Source organism: Neorhizobium descurainiae, from assembly GCF_051400715.1.
In the GTDB taxonomy this organism is placed as follows: domain Bacteria; phylum Pseudomonadota; class Alphaproteobacteria; order Rhizobiales; family Rhizobiaceae; genus Neorhizobium.
Genome location: NZ_JBLFFK010000027.1, coordinates 23,414 through 40,609, shown reverse-complemented (window position 1 = coordinate 40,609; position 17,196 = coordinate 23,414). Strand labels below are relative to the sequence as shown.

The 17,196-nt window shown below is 57.9% G+C and carries 15 protein-coding genes and 3 pseudogenes; 12 read left to right on the top strand and 6 right to left on the bottom strand.

What is annotated here, in order from left to right:
* Positions 1 to 7: 7 nt before the first annotated feature.
* Positions 8 to 2,338, bottom strand: a complete 2,331-nt coding sequence (locus ACMGE0_RS29500) for a ParB/RepB/Spo0J family partition protein (RefSeq protein ID WP_436819456.1) — start codon at positions 2,336 to 2,338, stop codon at positions 8 to 10.
* A 382-nt stretch (positions 2,339 to 2,720) separates the two neighbouring features.
* On the opposite strand from ACMGE0_RS29500, the pseudogene ACMGE0_RS29495 reads away from it, so the two are divergent.
* Positions 2,721 to 3,002 (top strand): annotated as a pseudogene (locus ACMGE0_RS29495) (class I SAM-dependent methyltransferase); the annotation flags it as partial.
* Positions 3,003 to 3,160: 158 nt separating this feature from the next.
* On the opposite strand, the gene ACMGE0_RS29490 reads toward ACMGE0_RS29495, so the two are convergent.
* Entirely contained in the window at positions 3,161 to 3,736 is a 576-nt protein-coding gene (locus ACMGE0_RS29490; protein ID WP_436819455.1) for a hypothetical protein, read from the bottom strand.
* A gap of 45 nt (positions 3,737 to 3,781) precedes the next feature.
* On the opposite strand from ACMGE0_RS29490, the gene ACMGE0_RS29485 reads away from it, so the two are divergent.
* From ACMGE0_RS29485 to ACMGE0_RS29475, 3 genes are all read left to right on the top strand, one after another.
* Positions 3,782 to 5,071 carry a type I restriction endonuclease subunit R gene (locus ACMGE0_RS29485; RefSeq protein ID WP_436819454.1) on the top strand — a complete coding sequence of 430 codons (1,290 nt, stop codon included), beginning with the start codon at positions 3,782 to 3,784 and terminating at the stop codon, positions 5,069 to 5,071.
* Positions 5,072 to 5,646: 575 nt separating this feature from the next.
* A complete protein-coding gene (locus ACMGE0_RS29480; protein ID WP_436819453.1) occupies positions 5,647 to 6,825 on the top strand; it encodes an ATP-binding protein in 1,179 nt (392 codons plus the stop codon).
* A 382-nt stretch (positions 6,826 to 7,207) separates the two neighbouring features.
* Positions 7,208 to 7,444: a hypothetical protein gene (locus ACMGE0_RS29475; RefSeq protein ID WP_436819452.1), complete on the top strand. Its 237-nt coding sequence runs from the start codon at positions 7,208 to 7,210 to the stop codon at positions 7,442 to 7,444.
* Between the two features lie 337 nt (positions 7,445 to 7,781).
* Here the strand turns inward: ACMGE0_RS29475 and ACMGE0_RS29470 are convergent, their stop codons facing one another.
* The 3 genes and pseudogenes from ACMGE0_RS29470 to pstC all read right to left on the bottom strand — a co-directional run bounded on the left by ACMGE0_RS29470 (position 7,782) and on the right by pstC (position 9,883).
* Positions 7,782 to 8,120: a hypothetical protein gene (locus tag ACMGE0_RS29470; protein ID WP_436819451.1), complete on the bottom strand. Its 339-nt coding sequence runs from the start codon at positions 8,118 to 8,120 to the stop codon at positions 7,782 to 7,784.
* A 22-nt stretch (positions 8,121 to 8,142) separates the two neighbouring features.
* Positions 8,143 to 8,502: pseudogene (locus ACMGE0_RS29465) on the bottom strand (type IV secretory system conjugative DNA transfer family protein); the annotation flags it as partial.
* Between the two features lie 22 nt (positions 8,503 to 8,524).
* A complete protein-coding gene (gene pstC / locus ACMGE0_RS29460; RefSeq protein ID WP_436819450.1) occupies positions 8,525 to 9,883 on the bottom strand; it encodes a phosphate ABC transporter permease subunit PstC in 1,359 nt (452 codons plus the stop codon).
* A 354-nt stretch (positions 9,884 to 10,237) separates the two neighbouring features.
* Here pstC and ACMGE0_RS29455 point away from each other — a divergent pair.
* Together ACMGE0_RS29455 and ACMGE0_RS29450 are read left to right on the top strand one after the other, a co-directional pair.
* A pseudogene (locus ACMGE0_RS29455) lies at positions 10,238 to 10,330 on the top strand (arsenical resistance protein ArsH); the annotation flags it as partial.
* Between the two features lie 447 nt (positions 10,331 to 10,777).
* Complete coding sequence (locus ACMGE0_RS29450) at positions 10,778 to 11,029, top strand: hypothetical protein (RefSeq protein WP_436819449.1); 252 nt, start codon at positions 10,778 to 10,780, stop codon at positions 11,027 to 11,029.
* Here ACMGE0_RS29450 and ACMGE0_RS29445 read toward each other — a convergent pair.
* A complete protein-coding gene (locus ACMGE0_RS29445; protein WP_436819448.1) occupies positions 11,026 to 12,291 on the bottom strand; it encodes a tyrosine-type recombinase/integrase in 1,266 nt (421 codons plus the stop codon). The two genes, ACMGE0_RS29450 and ACMGE0_RS29445, sit on opposite strands and share 4 nt — an antisense overlap.
* 322 nt (positions 12,292 to 12,613) lie before the next feature.
* On the opposite strand from ACMGE0_RS29445, the gene ACMGE0_RS29440 reads away from it, so the two are divergent.
* The 6 genes from ACMGE0_RS29440 (at position 12,614) to ACMGE0_RS29415 (ending at position 17,186) form a co-directional block, all read left to right on the top strand.
* Positions 12,614 to 12,736 carry a hypothetical protein gene (locus ACMGE0_RS29440; RefSeq protein ID WP_436819447.1) on the top strand — a complete coding sequence of 41 codons (123 nt, stop codon included), beginning with the start codon at positions 12,614 to 12,616 and terminating at the stop codon, positions 12,734 to 12,736.
* Between the two features lie 65 nt (positions 12,737 to 12,801).
* Positions 12,802 to 13,167 carry a DUF4180 domain-containing protein gene (locus ACMGE0_RS29435; RefSeq protein WP_436819446.1) on the top strand — a complete coding sequence of 122 codons (366 nt, stop codon included), beginning with the start codon at positions 12,802 to 12,804 and terminating at the stop codon, positions 13,165 to 13,167.
* Between the two features lie 556 nt (positions 13,168 to 13,723).
* Positions 13,724 to 14,344 (top strand): urease accessory protein UreG, encoded by a 621-nt coding sequence (gene ureG / locus ACMGE0_RS29430; protein WP_436819445.1) that lies wholly within the window; start codon positions 13,724 to 13,726, stop codon positions 14,342 to 14,344.
* 252 nt (positions 14,345 to 14,596) lie between these two features.
* Positions 14,597 to 14,902 carry a hypothetical protein gene (locus ACMGE0_RS29425; protein ID WP_436819444.1) on the top strand — a complete coding sequence of 102 codons (306 nt, stop codon included), beginning with the start codon at positions 14,597 to 14,599 and terminating at the stop codon, positions 14,900 to 14,902.
* Between the two features lie 36 nt (positions 14,903 to 14,938).
* Entirely contained in the window at positions 14,939 to 15,463 is a 525-nt protein-coding gene (locus tag ACMGE0_RS29420) for an HdeD family acid-resistance protein (protein ID WP_436819443.1), read from the top strand.
* Positions 15,464 to 15,509: 46 nt separating this feature from the next.
* Positions 15,510 to 17,186 (top strand): alpha/beta hydrolase, encoded by a 1,677-nt coding sequence (locus ACMGE0_RS29415; protein WP_436819492.1) that lies wholly within the window; start codon positions 15,510 to 15,512, stop codon positions 17,184 to 17,186.
* Positions 17,187 to 17,196 lie beyond the last annotated feature (10 nt).

Here is a 17,196-nt window from a genome sequence, read left to right as displayed (position 1 = left end):
CGGCCGCTCATTCGGCAGCGTCATGGAAGACGGGTGCGTCTTCCGCCGCATCCGGGTTCTCGGTCGAGGCAGGCTGACCCGCATCCGGCTGGCTGGCTTCGGCCGTGCCGATTGCTGCTGCGTCCACAGCGGTCTCGGCGTCTGCTTCCGCCTGCGGTACCGCAGGCGATGCGGGTTGCTCGGTGCGCAGCGACGGCGGGAGCCATCCGGTTCCGGCCAGAAGCTGCTCGGCGGCTTCCGCCATCTGCACCTTCTTCATGCCTGAGAGCCGTTCCGCCGCCTCGTCGCCAAGGGCTTCCCCCACGGCGGCGAGGATGTGCGCCTTGGTGATGCGCCCGAGATAGGTCCGCACGGTTGGCATCCACTGCTGGCTCATGTCCAGCGCAAGCGCGGTCGCCAGCTTGTCAGCGGTTTCAAGAGCGCGCGGCTTCTGATCCCATGGCAATTTGACGGCACTGACGGTCAAGGACGCGCAATGTGCGAGCAAGGCCATGACGCTCACCTGATCCAGCCCGGCGATGAAGCCCCAAAGGGCCGCAACGTCCTTCGGCATGTCCGCCGCCCATCCGGCATTGCGATCCGAAAGCAGCTTTGCCGCCGCCGTATCCTCGATACCGTCCGCATGCACTCCGAGCGGTAGGTTGTAAGGCCGGATGTCGAGGGCTTGCGCTTCCTTGCCGCGATAGAACGTCTGGGCGGCGAGCGCATGAGTGACGGCGATCAAGGCAATCTCTGGCTGCTCACCAAGCGCAAGGCGAAGCCCAAGCGTCCGGTGCGCGGTCAGGTCACGGACAAGGCCGTCCGAAATCGGCCTGCCCTGTTCCTCCGGTTCGTCGCCCTCGCTGTCAGGGTCCGGACTGATATCATCCTCGATGATCTCGCCGTCCTCGTTCACGCGCACGCCGTCAACGACGGTTTCACCGTCCGCGTTTCCGTCATCTTCCGGCTGCGGGGCCTCGTCCTCGGGCCGGATGAAGCCGCGCTCAATGCGGGCGGTTCCGTCATGATTGAGGGAAACGAATACGCCGCCCCGTGCAAGCTCATCCGTCTGATAGGCGTCCCTCATGCTGTCGAGCCGCTTCATTTCCGCTTCAAGTTCCATGAAGCGGGCTTCGTCGTCCGGGGCGTATTCCTCCGCGTTTCCCAACTCTTCCGCCAACCGTTCATGTTCCTCTTGCGCGGCGATGTAGGCGGCTTCGTCCTCGTCCGAAAGGTCGACCAGTGCCGGATAGACGCGACGGAAGCCATGGGCATATGGGAAGTCGATCGAGGCTTTCGCCCACTTCCACCCCTCCGCCTGAACGTCGGCGGCGATGCCTTCCAGCTTCTCGATGACCAGCCGATCGAGAAGCGCTGCGTCTTCGAAGTATCCGCCGCGATCATCGGTGAACAGGTCGCGGACGATATAGCCTCCCGCTTGGGTATAGGCTTCCGCTCCGACGAAAATCGCCTTACGGTCGCTCGCGTGAATATGGGTCTGAGTCAGGTCGCGGCGGATAATGTGCGGCTCGCGGTTATAGCCGAGACCGGCATAAACCTGCTCCTGCCGCGCATGATCATCGGTGATAGCGAAGGCCTGCAACTGGTCGAGCTTCAAACCGCCTTCGCGATAAATCTGCATCAGCTTCGGGCTGACTGCCCCGAGCCGTAGCCGCTGCCTGACGACATGGGTGCTGACGCCGAAGCGGGCAGCGATTTCTTCCGCTCCCCATCCGCGATTTTCCGCAAGTTCGCGAAACGCCTCGAACTGGTCGGCGGGGTGCATCGCGGCCCGGTTCACGTTCTCGTCAAGGCTGATCTCGAACGGGTCGTTTGCCGTATCGATGATGCAACGGATGCCTTCCGTCTTCCTGATTTCCTTGCGCTTGGCGCGGAGAAGCTGGGCCAGCCTTCGGCCTTCGCCGATGGTGACGTAATAAAAACCGGTGGGCTGGCCGTCCGGATCATATTCCGGCTCCACCACGAGGTTTTGCAGGATGCCCTTGGCGGCGATGCTGGCCGCATAGGCTTCGATGGTTTCCTGGCTGTGCGGGGTCTTGCGCGCATTGCGCGGCGATTTCTTGAGCTTGTTGAGGGGAAGGAAGACCTCCCTGCCGGTGACGGCCTCCGATGCGGTATCCGCAGCCGCAGCGACATCCGCTGCCGCCTCCGGGGCGGTTTCCGTCGGAATAGTTTCTGCATCCGCGACGTTTTCCGCGTCGAACGCAATGACATCCGGTTCCCGCGCTGGCACCGCATTCACTCCCGCTTCTCCGACGCTGCGGGTTTCCACACCCGCTGCCACGTCTTCCACCGTCGCGAGCGCGACGGCCTTGGCCTTCTTCGATATCCTTGCCATTGTTCCAATCCTTTCCTTGAGTAAATGCCGGAGGCATGTCCCCGACATGCCTCCCGGGGGCGCGTGAGCGCGCGGGGATGGAGGGGGCAAATGCCGGCGAGCACGGCCGGGCTGCACGGCGAGCGGGGCGGGTTGGATGCTTTGAATCGCACTGGATTTGTTGCGCCGCTCTGCGAGCGAGCGGCCCTGCCGTGTGCAGGCGGCGTTTGCAGGGGAGCAAGGGGGAAGACCCCTTGGCTCCCCAGGGATCGGCAAGGCGCCAGCCGCAGCCGACCAGAACAAGAGAGCGAAGCTCACCTTATGGAAATCGAAATTGCGGATCGGTATGAGCGCGCCATCGAAATGACGAAGGAAACATAGTCCCCGTGCAGGGGAAAGAAGCCGCCCACTGTCTCGATTTTTCAACAACGTGATCGCGATAGATTCGTCGCAGGCTATGATTGATCTCGCTCATACGATGAAAGACGGGCGAGCCGCCAATATCGAATGGATCGTTGGCCTTGCTGAGGACTATGAGGGCTCTGGCGATAGCCTTGATCTGATCGTCGCGGCCGCGAGTATCCATTGGATGGAACACCACCGCCTGTTTCCGCGACTGAAGTCCTTTGCTTCTGCCGCCCATAAAATCGCAATTGTATCCGGAGATACACCGTCTGCGGTCTGACTGCTTCCCGAACGCAAGAGACGAAAGCGGCCATTCTAAGAGGCGGAAATCCGAAGTGCGTTGATGACGTTCTGGCGCAATATCGGAAGCATTCTATCAAGGCGCGCAACCGCTTCGGCCGTGGTCAGCGTTGATCGCTTCTTTTTTCGAGTCATCCCCTATCGCCTCTGAAGCGCGGTCAGGGCGTCTTTCATCGTCGCCAGATAGTCGTCAAGCTTGACCAGTAATCCGTTCGAAATGCTCTTCGCCCGATCAAAGGATGCGTGCGGCACCTGAATCACGATCCGATCTTTAGGGAGATCGGGAAGAGGTGTCCCGCCAAGATGGATGAGATGATCGGAATATTGATCGATCACAACATACGAATTCGCTATCGCCTTGATGGCGTCAGGCGGCAGCGCCGACAGCTGCTGAGTGATCTTCGGCAGGATGAGCAACTGGTTTGCCGGGTCCAATATCAAGACATCGCCATTCGGTTTGCCGACGCTCGTAAAATTTCGCTTGAGGTTTTCGGCGAGGTTCTCGATTTCGGCTATGCTTGCCGTGAGCAAGCCAACTACCTCTTGCTTCCGAAGCCGGCTGTCGCGCCTGCGATTCAGTTCGGCATTCAAAAGCGCGCCGATTACGATGGACAGCAAGCCGAGCGCCGAGCCGGCAGCGGAGCCAACGACAGCCGGCGCGCCTCCCTGAAGAGCCTGGAGCCATACCCAAAATTCCTGCCACCAGTTTGCCATCGCTGCCCCCCGATTCGTGCCAGGTGGCAACTATCGGCAACACACATGGTGCGGTTCAAGGCGCGGCTTGCGAAGGATTGGCGTAATCACCGTTTATACGAAACTGGCAATTTCAATAACAATAGCGACAGCGATAACCTTCCCAATGTTATCCGGATGAGGGGCTGCTCCATTTATTACGACAACCGCAGCCGGCAAGAATTTGAAACCATCTGTGAATATCTAACAGAGATTACTTCATTATCCGGGAAACTCGCTAAGATAGAAGCATCCGCTTTGGAGCGCTTCATGAGTATTTTTGCATCCCACAACGTCGAAACAATGACTGAGGCCGACGTAGAAGGCGAAATCGTCAGGCCCTTCTGCAAAGCTCTCGGTTATTTCCAGGGACATCCCGAAGCCAATCTGCGCAGCCAGGTCACTATACGATATCCACGAGCATTCTTAGGGCATAAAAATCCCAAGAAAGACCCCCCTCTTGTTGGAAAACCTGATTTTGTCTGCGAAGTTGTTTCCTATGCGCGGTGGGTGATTGAGGCAAAAAAGCCGTCCCTCGAGCTGTCTTTAGAAGACAGCGAACAGGCCCATACATATGCCACGCATCCAAGCATAGCGGCCGAATTCTACATCCTCGTCAACGGCAGAGAGTTTCGCCTCTATCGCGCAGGGAATCCCGAAGTGCCGCTTTGGACCTGGGCAAAGGATGACACAGACGATTTGCTACCGGCGCTACGCGAGCTGCTTGGTCCGGCAGCAATGAAAAAGCGTGCTAACGTCCAGATAGACAAAGGCAAACCACTTGCCGCTGGCATACCATCCCATGTCGAAATTGTCGGTGGACACGTAACTTATGAGAAAAATGTCAGCAATCTTCCGCAACAGCTGAATATGGATGGCCTCGTAAACAGCGTTCGGGGCACAAGAGTTTATCGAACAGATGAGGGCTTGATCGAAGCTGAGCTTGATCTGAAATCTGCTTTTGCCCCTATGGATGAGATGTTCTTAGCGTTCGGGTTTTATCCACTGCGCTTTAGCACATCAGACGAGTATCTTTCAGCAGATGCTGATAAGCCGACTTTATTACAGGGGCTCGTAGTTGTCGATTTTCCAGCAGGGACAAAGCTGCCCAAGACCCCGCTTTCGCCCGGCGGTATCCTGCCCGTCAGGATAAAAGCCGAATGCTTCACTGAAGCCGAAGGCATTATCGAAGGCAACACGTTCAAAGGCGTTTTTACAGTCCAATATTTCTACGAGGTATTCTCTCCTGTTCCGCTACCTTTGCCCAAAACCATCGAGATGCGAACAGACGGAACTTACGAAATTAATTTCAAATAGTCATAACCCTGCCGAGAAAATCGGAAGGCTTACCGTTTTGCGGAGCCGTTCACTCGTATAAGAAGCGCCAACTTTCCGGCGCGATCAAGCCGATGCCGACCAGGGCGTAGTGGATGGCCTTGTCGCGGGCCTCGCCGGCAGCAGGCCAGACCTTGGTCTTAAACGAATGGCCCGCCTAGCAGCCGATCATTGCACTTGCTACCGGCCCTTTGTTGTGAGCCTTCGTGCGAGCGGGCTGACAGCATCTAACCCAATGCGGATATCGCAGTAACCTAAGTGGACCGGCAGCTTTCAGGTAAGCGCCACGACGGCGTTTATGACCGATAAGGGGGCGCAAAGCTGCCGTTGGCGATGTTTTCGACCAGTCGTAAACACAAGAAAACCATCCATTCCGGAAAGGACTGGAGGGCAATAGACGGCGTCGACATATGATGAAACTGGCAGTGTACGGCATTATTCATTAAGCTCCCCCCGGGGGCACCACGACATCGCTCGCCCTCGCTGCACTAGCTCAGGACGAGCCGCAGCAATATGACCATAGCGGAAGCGCGTTTCTGTTGGGGAAGTAAGCCACCATGCGTGATCCAGACGTTGCGAAGCACCAACCAGAGCCCAGGCGACTCGCAAACTTCATCCGGGCAAATGTCGCCCCAATCGTCGCGGAGTGGGTGAAGTTTGCACAGACCCGTACACCGGCTAGCGACGAGATGACGGATTTGGCCCTGAAGGACCATATCGTCGAACTTCTCAAATTCATCGCCGATGACCTTGAATCGCCCCAATCAAGAAATGAGCAGGTTCGAAAATCTCGCGGCCTCGAAGCGGAAGGCAAGTTTACACGGAGTGCTGCGGAAATTCATGCTTCGTTGAGATGGTCCGACGGCTTTAATATCGACCAGATGGTCTCTGAGTACCGTGCGCTGCGGGCCAGTGTCGTGAAACTTTGGACGGCCTCCACCCAGGTTCTCCCCGCGACTGACCTCGAAGACATGACCCGTTTCAACGAGGCAATCGATCAGGCCATGACGGAGTCGGTCGCCGAATATACAAAAATGGTCAATCAGTCCCGGGACCTGTTCCTCGGCGTGTTAGGGCACGATCTGCGAAATCCAATCGGCGCCGCGTTGATGGCGGCACAAAGAATGGTCAATCACGGGGCGGCAGGCAGCAAGGAGAGCCTGTTTTCGGGGCAGATTGCGAAATCGATGACCCGCGCGATATCCATTCTCGACGACCTTCTTGAAGTCACGCGCTCTGCCTTCGGTTCGGAGTTGCCACTTGTCCGCACGTCCATGAAGATGAGCGAGCTGGGCACGGAACTTGTCGAAGAAATGCGCACGCTTTCCGGGGGTAGACAGATCGAAATCACATTAGCCGGCGATACAGAGGGCGAGTGGGATAGGCCCAAAATGGGGCAAGTGTTTTCAAACCTGATAGGAAACGCTCTCCAATACAGTCCCCACGACAGCATTGTATCGGTCGCGGTCTCCGATGAGGAGGACCGGGTTATGATATCCGTCCATAACGACGGTGACCCAATTTCTCTCGATCAGCAAAAGACGATTTTCAACTTCCTGACGCGTGGCAAGGAGAATGGCTCGGAAGGTTCTGGATCGACGCACCTCGGCTTGGGCCTTTTTATTTCGCACAAGATCGTCGTCGCGCACGGAGGAAAGATTTCTGTGGAATCAACTCAGGAGTTGGGGACGACCTTTTCTGCAGTTCTACCAAAGCGCCGCGTCGACTACAGCTGAAATATCCCGATAGAAGTCAATGGTCCCGGCAGGGCACGCCAGGTTGTGCGATTCGCCGCTGATCCGCTAATGCGAGTCAGGCCGGGGGTGCATTCGTGCATTGCTGCATGTTAGTTGTATTCCGTTCCTTCGCGCGGAGCCCCCATCGCCGATGTTCTTCGCCAGCTTCTGGACGCCATGGAAGGCTGTTCGCAGGGTCCGGGACGGTGAGCCGGCCGCCGGCATTCACCTGAACCAGTGGTGCGGTCATCCCAAAGGCGGAAAATGGGGATGCTATGGTTTCGGGCGGTCGAAGGCGGAAAAACCCATGTCGCATTGCAGCGAGCATTATCCGCACAAGCCGTTCAACCGGGATTGAGGTAGGCAGGCGAGGATTACAATCATGGCGGAAATCCACCAGTTCCCCAAAACGAAGAGCCAACACGAGGCTGAACAGCGGCTGATCGAAGCCATGCGAAACGTCAACGATGCGATTCGAGCGGCGGCGAAATGCGGGTTCGAAATCTCGATCGTGCCTGTGAAAGCCTATGCCACCTACAGCGCCGATCCTCTCCCGCTGGTGAACATCCAGGCTCATTTGCCGGGGAGGGTTTCGCGGCAGGAGGTTGCCGACTTCTAAGCGGACGTAGTTGGTCCCCTCGTCCAATGGGTTGCGAAGCCGCTGCCGATTTCCGCCAAGCACTGGCGCGAAGGGACCTTGAAACCCAGGCTGCCGCCCTACTTTTGTTAGCATGCTTGAGAGACATGTTCATATCACGTCCTCGATCAAGCCCGGCGAGTTGGGCATGCTGCAGCGCGTTTTCGATAAAATACTGATACGTCGAGGGATCGCCGAAGAGACCGATGCAGCATCGCAAATCGCGGCCGATCTAATCTCGTTTTTCCAGCACGGGATTCGGGATGAGCGACAATTGTTGGCCATGTTATCTGGCCGCTCGTTTCCTTGATCACTGCCGCTACTGGGCGGCAGACAACCGCTGGCGCTCGATGCGATCGATCCGCTCTCCCAAATAAAGCAGGATGCGGTCGAGCTCTTCCCGTGGTACCTGGGCATCGCGAAGCTCTTTCACGCCGGCATCGGTTCTCGCCCGATCCTCAGCAGCCTGGGCGGTACGCCATTCCATCTCATCGCGGGTCACCACCCTACTCCCCAACGCTGATACGCTCGCCTTTAGGCCGCTGGTGGCCTCTCTGATCGGAAGATAGGCGAGCCCGCCGAGCGTGGCGGCAAAGGTCAGGGCCACACCGAGCGCCTGCCATTGCGGCTTGCTCCTCTCAGCGTGATTCGTGGACAATGGGCGGAACATCGGAATTGAAAACCTCCGGGACCGGAAGAACGCGTTCCTTGAGCCGCGCATCTTCGAAATACCGGCCTTCTTCGCCCGGATGGGCCGGAACACCCGCGATCATGACTATCTCCTCGTCAGATGGAAGCTGCATGATCTCCCCGGGTGTCATGAGCGCGCGCGCTGTCTCCTGCCGGGAAACCATGATGTGCGCCAGCCACGGCGCCAGCCGGTGCCCGGCATAATTCTGCATCGCGCGCATCTCGGCGGCGGTACCAAGCGAGTCCGACACACGTTTGGCTGTCCTCTCGTCATTGGTCGCAAAGCTGACCCTCACATGACAGTTGTCGAGTATCGAATTGTTCGGACCATAGGCCTTTTCGATCTGGTTGCCGTCGACGAAAATCGGCTGCTCAAGGCGGCCCGACGGGCTCTTCCTCCAGGGTCCGTTCGCGAACCATAGGGATCCGGAAACCGCGACGAGCAGCAGGGCGACGGTCAGAAAGGAATAGAAGGCCCGCTGCGCAGCCAACTGCTGCCAGTGGCGCTCGATCATTGAGGCGCTTTCGCCGAGCTTCGACGGTCCGCAGCGCGATCAGGTTCAATGCGAGCGTGACGAGGAAGAGGACCAAGCCGAGGGCGAACGCGGCAAGCGTCTTGGGATTGTCGAACTCGGAGTCGCCGATCAGCAGGGTGACGATCTGGACGGTCACGGTGGTGACTGCGTCGAACGGGTTGAGGGTGATCTTGGCGATCAGGCCCGCCGCCATGACCACGATCATCGTCTCGCCAACGGCGCGGCTGAGGGCGAGAAGCACGCCGCCGATGATGCCCGGCAGTGCCGCCGGCAGCAGCACCTTGCGGATGGTCTCGCCCTTGGTCGCGCCGAGGGCGAGAGAGCCGTCACGCATCGCGCGGGGAACGGCAGCGAACGCGTCGTCCGAAAGGGACGAGATGAACGGGATGATCATGACGCCCATGACGAGCCCTGTCGCGATCGCGCTGTTCGGCGAGGACGGGATCCCGATCACGGCTCCCAGATCCCTGACGGCCGGCGCGACTGTCAGCACCGCGAAGAAGCCGTAGACGACAGTCGGAATGCCCGCGAGGATTTCGAGCATCGGTTTAACCACCGCACGGAAGCCCGGATGGGCGTATTCGGTGAGGTAGATCGCGGAGAAGATTCCGATCGGAACCGCGACGATCATGGCGATCGCGGAGATGACGAAGGTGCCGAAGAGAACCGGAATGACGCCGAATGCCCCCTGCCCGGCGACTTGATCGGCACGGATCGCGATCTGCGGCTCCCAGCGAAGGCCGAACAGGAATTCGGTGACGGGAACGCGGGCGAAGAAGTTCAATGCCTCGAACACGAGCGAGCCTACGATGCCGATCGTGATGATGATCGCCATCAGTGAAGAGAACATCATGAAGATCGTCACTGCCGTTTCAACGCTGTGGCGCGCCCTGTAGCGCGGGCTGATCACCTTGAAGCCTAGAAATGCTCCGAGAGCGGCGACGCAGCAGGTGAGCGCGACCATCAGATAGGTCGATGTCGCCTGCAGCGAGCGCATGTGCTCGGCGGCGGCGGTCACTTCCGGCGTCGGCTGCCTGAAGATGTTTCCAGCGGCCACCTGCCTGATTTCGCTCAACTGCAGGTTCCGTGCCGCGCCTTCTAGTGCGTCCGCACCGGGGAAGGAGGAAATGACGAGCTGATCGATGATGCTGTTCTGGAACAGCAGCCAGAGGAGAAGGAAGATGAACGCGGGCACCGCGGTCCAGATCGCAGCGTTGAGTCCATGGTAGATCGGCCTCGAATGCGATCTTGATGTCCTTCAGCTTGTCTTCGTTCTCATAGAGGAACGAGTAACCGAAGATCCCCACGGCGTTTTTGTCAGACTCCAGGCGCTGAACGATCAGGTTGTCGTTCTCACCTGCTTCGATGAATGGACCGTCCTGACGCATGCGCGAGCAGGCTTCGGTGTACTTCTTCTCGTCAGCCTTTTTTACGGCATCCATTCCAGGAACCTTTGCGCAGCCCTCGAGCATCACCAGCTCGACGAATGCATCGCGGGTACCGGAGGTCGGTGGGGGGCCGAATGCGACGATGTTGACGTCCGGAAGAGACTTATCACGACGACGTCGTCGACGTGTGTGCGGAACTGGTGAAGTTCACGCTGCTGACCCGGAACGCCTCCGCTTATCTCGTCGACCGCTAAAGCGAGCGCAAGCTTTAGAGAGCATTTAGTAAGGTGACCTATCGGAAATCAATTATCATTATTGAAAGGCGCCTCCTCTCAGCTTCCATTTGTCACTTGGCCTATTCTATGGACGTGCACTGGCGGGATCCGCCATGCGCTAAAAGCGTTATCGTCAAGTTGACCTGCTGTGATGCCAACGGGATTCGCCACCGCGAGATTCAAGTATTCTTACTCCATCGCTCTCTATTTCCCTCGCATGATGCGCGAGCGACCACGAGGCCATGCGAAGAGAGACGGCACGCTGTCATGGAGGTCGCTAACCTGCCCAGAATTTCGCATTCACATCGGCCATCTTCCGGCTCAGTTTTCCGACGAGCGGGGCGGACCACCCGACGCTGAGGATTGGGTGATTACGTAACAGAAGGGGTCGCCCCCTCTGCCTATTGAAACACGGAGAGCTGGGCCATGAAGTTGATCTCAAACAGCGATGCGTCTCGTCCTCGCCTGCGCAGGGTCGATGTGCCGGCCTATCTTGCAGCAAAGCACGGCATCGACATCGCGGTCTCCACGCTCGCCAAGATGGCAACGGTCGGCGGCGGTCCGCCCATGCAATATAGCGGGCGAATCCCGCTTTACCATGTTCAGGATCTGGACGGCTGGGCGAACGAACGACTTTCTAAATCCGTCCGTTCAACATCGGAAAGACGCTCGGGTTAAACTTGCCTTGGTAGTTTCGCCGCTTCGGCCAAGTCCGTCGTCATCATTCGGTGGACCTCGCCGGAAACCTTATCCGCAGCAGCAATCAGAACGCTATCAAGATGATGAACGTATCGCTGCGTCACATTACCGGCCGCATGACCGAGCAGCGCAGAAATGGTGATCTCCGTAAAGCCTAGATCGCCGGCCACGCTGGCATAAGAGTGCCTGAGGGTATGCGAGGTGACGCCGCTTAGACCGGCCCTCTTCGTCAGACGCCCGATGGCCGCATCCAGTGAAGTGTAGTGACCGTCTACATCTCTAGGACCTGGAAGCACGTATGGGTTTTTCTCCTGCTTACTCACCTTAGACAGAACCTCGAAGACAGGCTTCCCCACCGGTCGAATTGATGCGTCTTCCTTCGAATCATCAAGACGAAAGCAACTGCCAGTCTCATCGACCTCATTCCATTTCAGACCGGCAATTTCGCTCAGTCGGAAACCTGTCAGCAGAAACAGCTTTGTCCCCACGACACCTTGCCAGATCTCATCGTCCGCATTCTCCAACGCCTTCCCGAGGGCGCGGTATTCCTTTGCGTCGAGGCGTCGTGTTCTCTTTCCAACTGCTGGCCTCTTGATGCCGCGTGCCGGATTATGCTTGATAACACCTTCTGAAACGGCGTAGGTCAGAACGGCGCTTAGAAGCGTCACGGCCTGCGAAGCCGTACCAGGCCCACCCAGCACGATCGCCCTCCCCCTCATCTTGTCGGTCTTCTCGTCCATTGCGGTCTTGCCGACGGTGATATCCCGCATCATCTTTACCGCGTCGGCGGTGGTCAGATCCTTTACCAGCTTGGTTCCGATTAGTGGGATGATGTGCCGATTGATCCGTCCGCGATCGACATAAAGGGTGGATGCCTTTTTAGGCTTGCTCCGCTTGCCAAACACGAGGCCTTTATCCGCCGCGTCGAGATAGGCTTCGCACAGCTCCCTGACCGTTAAAGATTTGCGGCGGGTGGCACGATCTAATTGAGGATCGCCGCCGCGCGCGACGTCACCTAAAACGGCCTTGGCTTCCTTTCTGGCTTCCTCAACGGTTAGAGGGCCATGAACGCCGATCTTGAAGCGCCTGGTCTGCTGACCGGCTCGATATTGAGCCAAGTAGGTTTTTCGACCAGTTGGCCAGATACGAACACCAAAACCGGGCAGCTCATCGTCCCATTCGAAGTAGTCTTTGTCGCGTGCCTGAAGGCCATCTATCACTCTCTTCGTCAGCTTCGCCACGGAGGCACCTTACCAGTTACAGGAAGCATATAGGAAGCAGCAGGAAGCAAATTCGGGTAAATTTGAGCCAAACCGTTGGAATCGAAAGAAACACTTTCATATTGATTTAGGTTACAAAATCTGATTTCTTCAAGCAAGAGGAAGCATGAGAAAATCGGTCAGACCTGTTTTCCGATTCCAAAGGTCACAGGTTCGAATCCTGTCGGGTGCGCCATTTAGCCTATAGCCCTAAAGCTGAATAGTAGGTCGAATTTTAAGGTTCGCAGTGCATACGTCAGTTTGATACTTTTATCCGATGCGATTTCCTTCGAAACGAGCTGCCTTGGCCATGATCATTGGTGCGATGATCGCATTTGTTGCGTTCATCCGCTTCTCTGCATTCCTGGCTCAGGATGCCTGCCTTGATGCCGGCGGTGTGTGGCTGGAGGATCGCTGTCAGCCCTGAAGCGCAACGAAGTGAGAGGTATCGGGGACGGCTACCGAGTTTACGAGAAAGCACACGAGATTGTCATGAGCATAGAAAACATTACAGGTCTCAACTTGTATTTTGCCGCCACTGACGGCTCTGCGTTAGCGACTGAACAAGACGCACTGGACCTGTTGGGCGAGACCTATGGCAAGGAGGTCGATGTCATTGTCGTCCCTACCAGCCGATTTACGCCTGAGTTCTACGACCTCAGCAGCAGACTTGCCGGACATTTCTTCCAGAAAATGCAGAATTACCGAATGCGCCTCGTGATCCTCGGTGACATCTCTGTCTACACTACGGCGAGCAAAGCGCTTCGTGACTTCGTCGCCGAGACCAACCGCATAGGCCATCATCTATTCGCTACTGACCGAGCCGAGCTGGAGAACAAGCTCCGCCGGAAGGGTTGATCCTTCGCTTCGCTGCCTTTCCAGGAGGACGAGAGCCACATGTCTTGATGCACCGACACCAGATATTGCGCATTTGGCGACTTCGGGTACACTACCCTAGCGCTGGAAGTTGAACCCCGCTGGGGAAGAATGCCGGTTGTTGTCTTAGTAGGAGCATCCGGATCCGGGAAGGCCACCAATGCCAAAGCGATAGTGGAGCGTTTTCCGGAAGCATCGAGGTTCTGTTTTTCGACAGCATAGATGTGCCAAGCACCGCGATGATGATCACAGCCGATTTTGGTTGATTGCGATGATGCAACGAGAGCTAGACGGCTCATTGTTGGTCGGCAGCAGCCTGAGCTCGCCAGTGACGACATGATGAGGTGTGCCCCGGAGCTTTCTGACCTTCGAACGATCCGGATTGGAACGCTCGCACCCGGAGTAGAAGCCGCGCTGACAGGCCGCTACCAATTGGACAAACAGCTTTTTCCCATCCATGATATGTTAATCGCAGACCACAGACATTCAACATCGCTTTGCACGGATGCGATCGTTCGTCAGTTCACCGGGGCGCGACATGACATCAAAGAATGGTCCTTTGCGGGTTGGCATCGGTGGTCCTGTCGGATCGGGCAAGACTACCTTGACGGAGAAGCTCTGCAAATCCCTGCGAGATCGTTTTTCGATCGCGATCATTACCAACGACATCTACACTAAAGAGGATGCAATGATCCTCGTGCGCCGACAGGCGCTTTCCGAGGACCGGATTATGGGGGTAGAAACTGGCGGATGCCCGCATACCGCGATCCGTGAAGATGCTTCGATCAACCTCCAGGCCATTGCCGAAATGAACCGCAAGATTCCCGATCTCGATATCGTCTTTATCGAATCTGGCGGCGACAACCTAGCTGCAACCTTCTCCCCCGATCTCGCCGATCTCACCCTCTATGTTATTTCGGTCTGTCAGGGGGAGGAAATCCCTCGCAAAGGCGGGCCAGGCATCACGCGCTCCGATTTCCTCGTTATCAATAAGTCGGATCTCGCACCCTATGTGAACGTGAATCTCGACGTCATGCGGGCTGATGCGTCGCGCATGCGCGACGGCCGGCCGTTCGGCCTTACGGATCTGTCGCGCGGTATCGGCCTGGATGCGGTCATCGCGTTCATTGTAAAAAACGGCGGCCTGGAGGCCGTGTAGCAAGCTATTCCTCCGGCGGCTTGGGCCACCCCATTCCAGTGACCTCACGCGAGCCGAAAGGTATGGTTTTCCGCCTCGTCGGACAGCGTTGCGGTTCATATCGCGACCGGCCCAAGTTGCAGCAGACTCCTTGATTGAATCGTCCACCAAATAGGCACCGCGTCCCTAATCCAAGAAGCGCTCAAGCCGCTTCTTGACAAGGTGCCGGGCGCCGAACCTATCGTCGCGAAGTCTATTCGGTGGAGGAAGAAGATGCGCAAAAACATGTGGTCGGCATTTGCTCTCGCGCTCAGTCTGATGCTTCCTTTATCGGTACCTGCACCGGCTTATGCCGTGACGGTGAACATTCAGATCGGCTCCGACCTTAACTTCGGACGTGCGATCACGTGCGGCCAGGGTCAGAGGCTCATTCAAAACCGGGGCTGGCGGAATGTCCGCCGCATCGACTGCCGGGGTCGGATATTTATTTATCACGCAAGGCGCGGAAACAGCAATTTTGAAATCGCCCTCAGTGCCCGTACCGGTCGCGTTGTCGATATCCGCCGCCTTCGCCGATAAAACGTCACGAACTTCAGCCAGGAGAGGGAGCAAGTGATGACGAGCCAATCCGGTGTCAGCCGTCCCAGATCTTCACGATGGACCAATGCGGCCATCGGCGTCGCCTTCGTCATTGCCGGTGCGTTCGTTCTTGCTGATGTCGCATACGCAACCATCGTCAGTGCGGCCTTTCTGGCAATCGCGGCCATCTGTGCCGGTCTCGTGGAGATCGGCCTTTCCATTGTTGCGGGCGGATGGCGAGGCTTCCTTTTGCAATTCGCGCTCGGTCTTCTCTATATCGCTTTTGGAGTGGTACTCCTGAGCCTGCCTGGCTTCGGCTCGCAGTTCCTGACATGGGCGCTTGGCGTCATCCTGCTGCTCTCGGGCATTGCCCGGGTTTTCGTTGGCGTGAATTACCTGCGGAGCGGCAAGCGTACGATGTTTTTCTCAGGCCTGCTCGGCGTGGTTGCCGGCTTCCTGATCCTGGCAGGATATCCGGCAACCAGCGGCTGGGTGATCGGTGCATTCCTGGGGATCGATCTGATCGTACACGGTGTCGGCTGGCTCAACGCCGATCGGTGAGCGTGATCCGCGTGATGGCGGCAATCGAAGGAATACCGCCGCCGCCATGCTGACCTTTGCCAAGAAACACATCCTGGTTGGCGTCGTTCTCAGGTTCCTGCGATCCCTGTCGGCTGGCGGCGTTGTGCTCGGCACGATATTTTTTGCCGCATCTCTGACGCCGACGCTCATTCCGCGGTCCTTCCTCATGCAGGGTGCTCTTTCCGGCGCGTGTCTCGCCGTCGGCTACGCGACCGGCGTCGGCTGGCGCTCGCTCTGGCGCTACATGCAGTTGCCCGAGCCGCGCGGCCAGGTGGAGAGATGGCTCAAGATCACCATTTTGGGCCTTTGCCTGGTCCTGGTGGTCGAATTTCTGCGGAACACGACAGCGTGGCAAAATTCGATCCGCAAGCTCATGGAAATGGAGCCGGTCAGCAGCGCGCACCCCATCGAGGTCAGCCTGATCGCCATCCTGACCTTCGTATTCCTGGTGATGTTCGCCCGTCTGTTCATGGCTGTCGTTCAGCTGATTTCGAAAGGCGCCGATCGCATCCTCCCGCCGAGGGTTTCACGCGTCATCGGGTTTTCGCTCGGGATCATCCTTTTCTGGTCCGTTGCGAACGGTCTGCTGGTTCGCTACGCACTGCATGTCCTGGATTCATCCTTTGCGGCCTTCGACGCGCTCTTTGAGCCGGATCGGGACCAGCCTACATCGCCGCTTCAAACCGGAAGCGCTGCCTCGCTGTTGGCCTGGGAGGAGCTTGGAAGGACCGGGCGGCGTTTTGTTTCCTCTGGCCCGAGCGCGGAAGACATTGAGGAGTTCACAGGCCAGCCGGCCGTGGAGCCGATACGGGTCTATGCAAGCCTTCGCGCCGGCAACAGCGCCACGGAACGGGCGAAGCTGGCGTTCGATGAGCTGAAGCGTGTCGGTGGGTTCGACCGCGCGGTCCTCGTCCTGATCACGCCGACAGGCACTGGCTGGGTCGATCCCGCGGCGATCGACACCGTCGAATATCTCCACCGGGGGGATATCGCGAGCGTGGCGCTGCAGTACTCCTATCTTTCAAGCCCCCTCTCTTTGCTAATCGAGCCCGACTATGGCATGGAGGCGGCTCAGGCACTTTTCGCACAGGTCTACGGCTACTGGACGACCCTGCCCCGCGACCGCCGGCCAAAGCTCTATCTGCATGGACTCAGCCTCGGAGCTCTGAACTCTGAACGTTCAACGGAGATCTTCGAGATTCTCGGCGATCCGATCCAGGGCGCGGTCTGGAGCGGCCCACCGTTCGCAAGCAGGATCTGGCGTCAGGTAACGGAAGCACGCAATGCCGGATCACCAGCGTGGCTGCCGGAATTTCGCGCGGGCTCGACATTCCGCTTCATGAACCAGAACGGCTCGACAGTGCCGGCCGAAGCGCCGTGGGGGCCGATGCGGATCGTCTATCTGCAATATGCCAGCGACGCGATCACTTTCTTCGACTATCGCGACCTCTATCGCCAACCCGACTGGATGAATGCGCCCCGCGGTCCGGACGTGTCTCCTCATCTGCAGTGGTTTCCCATTGTGACCATGCTGCAGCTTGGCGTCGACATGGCTGTGGCCAATGCCACGCCCATGGGTTTCGGCCACGTCTTTGCTCCGGAACACTATCTCAGAGCCTGGCTGGCGGTAACCGATCCACAGGGTTGGCGACCACAGGAGATCGAGAGACTGTCGCACTATCTGGCGGAACGCGATCCATAAGTCCAAAACC

Coding starts and splice junctions, on each gene's coding strand:
- ACMGE0_RS29500 (WP_436819456.1), bottom strand. CDS start 2,338: ATGGCAAGGATATCGAAGAAGGCCAAGGCCGTCGCGCTCGCGACGGTG.
- ACMGE0_RS29490 (WP_436819455.1), bottom strand. CDS start 3,736: ATGGCAAACTGGTGGCAGGAATTTTGGGTATGGCTCCAGGCTCTTCAG.
- ACMGE0_RS29485 (WP_436819454.1), top strand. CDS start 3,782: ATGGTGCGGTTCAAGGCGCGGCTTGCGAAGGATTGGCGTAATCACCGT.
- ACMGE0_RS29480 (WP_436819453.1), top strand. CDS start 5,647: ATGCGTGATCCAGACGTTGCGAAGCACCAACCAGAGCCCAGGCGACTC.
- ACMGE0_RS29475 (WP_436819452.1), top strand. CDS start 7,208: ATGGCGGAAATCCACCAGTTCCCCAAAACGAAGAGCCAACACGAGGCT.
- ACMGE0_RS29450 (WP_436819449.1), top strand. CDS start 10,778: ATGAAGTTGATCTCAAACAGCGATGCGTCTCGTCCTCGCCTGCGCAGG.
- ACMGE0_RS29435 (WP_436819446.1), top strand. CDS start 12,802: ATGAGCATAGAAAACATTACAGGTCTCAACTTGTATTTTGCCGCCACT.
- ureG (WP_436819445.1), top strand. CDS start 13,724: ATGACATCAAAGAATGGTCCTTTGCGGGTTGGCATCGGTGGTCCTGTC.
- ACMGE0_RS29425 (WP_436819444.1), top strand. CDS start 14,597: ATGCGCAAAAACATGTGGTCGGCATTTGCTCTCGCGCTCAGTCTGATG.
- ACMGE0_RS29420 (WP_436819443.1), top strand. CDS start 14,939: ATGACGAGCCAATCCGGTGTCAGCCGTCCCAGATCTTCACGATGGACC.
- ACMGE0_RS29415 (WP_436819492.1), top strand. CDS start 15,510: ATGCTGACCTTTGCCAAGAAACACATCCTGGTTGGCGTCGTTCTCAGG.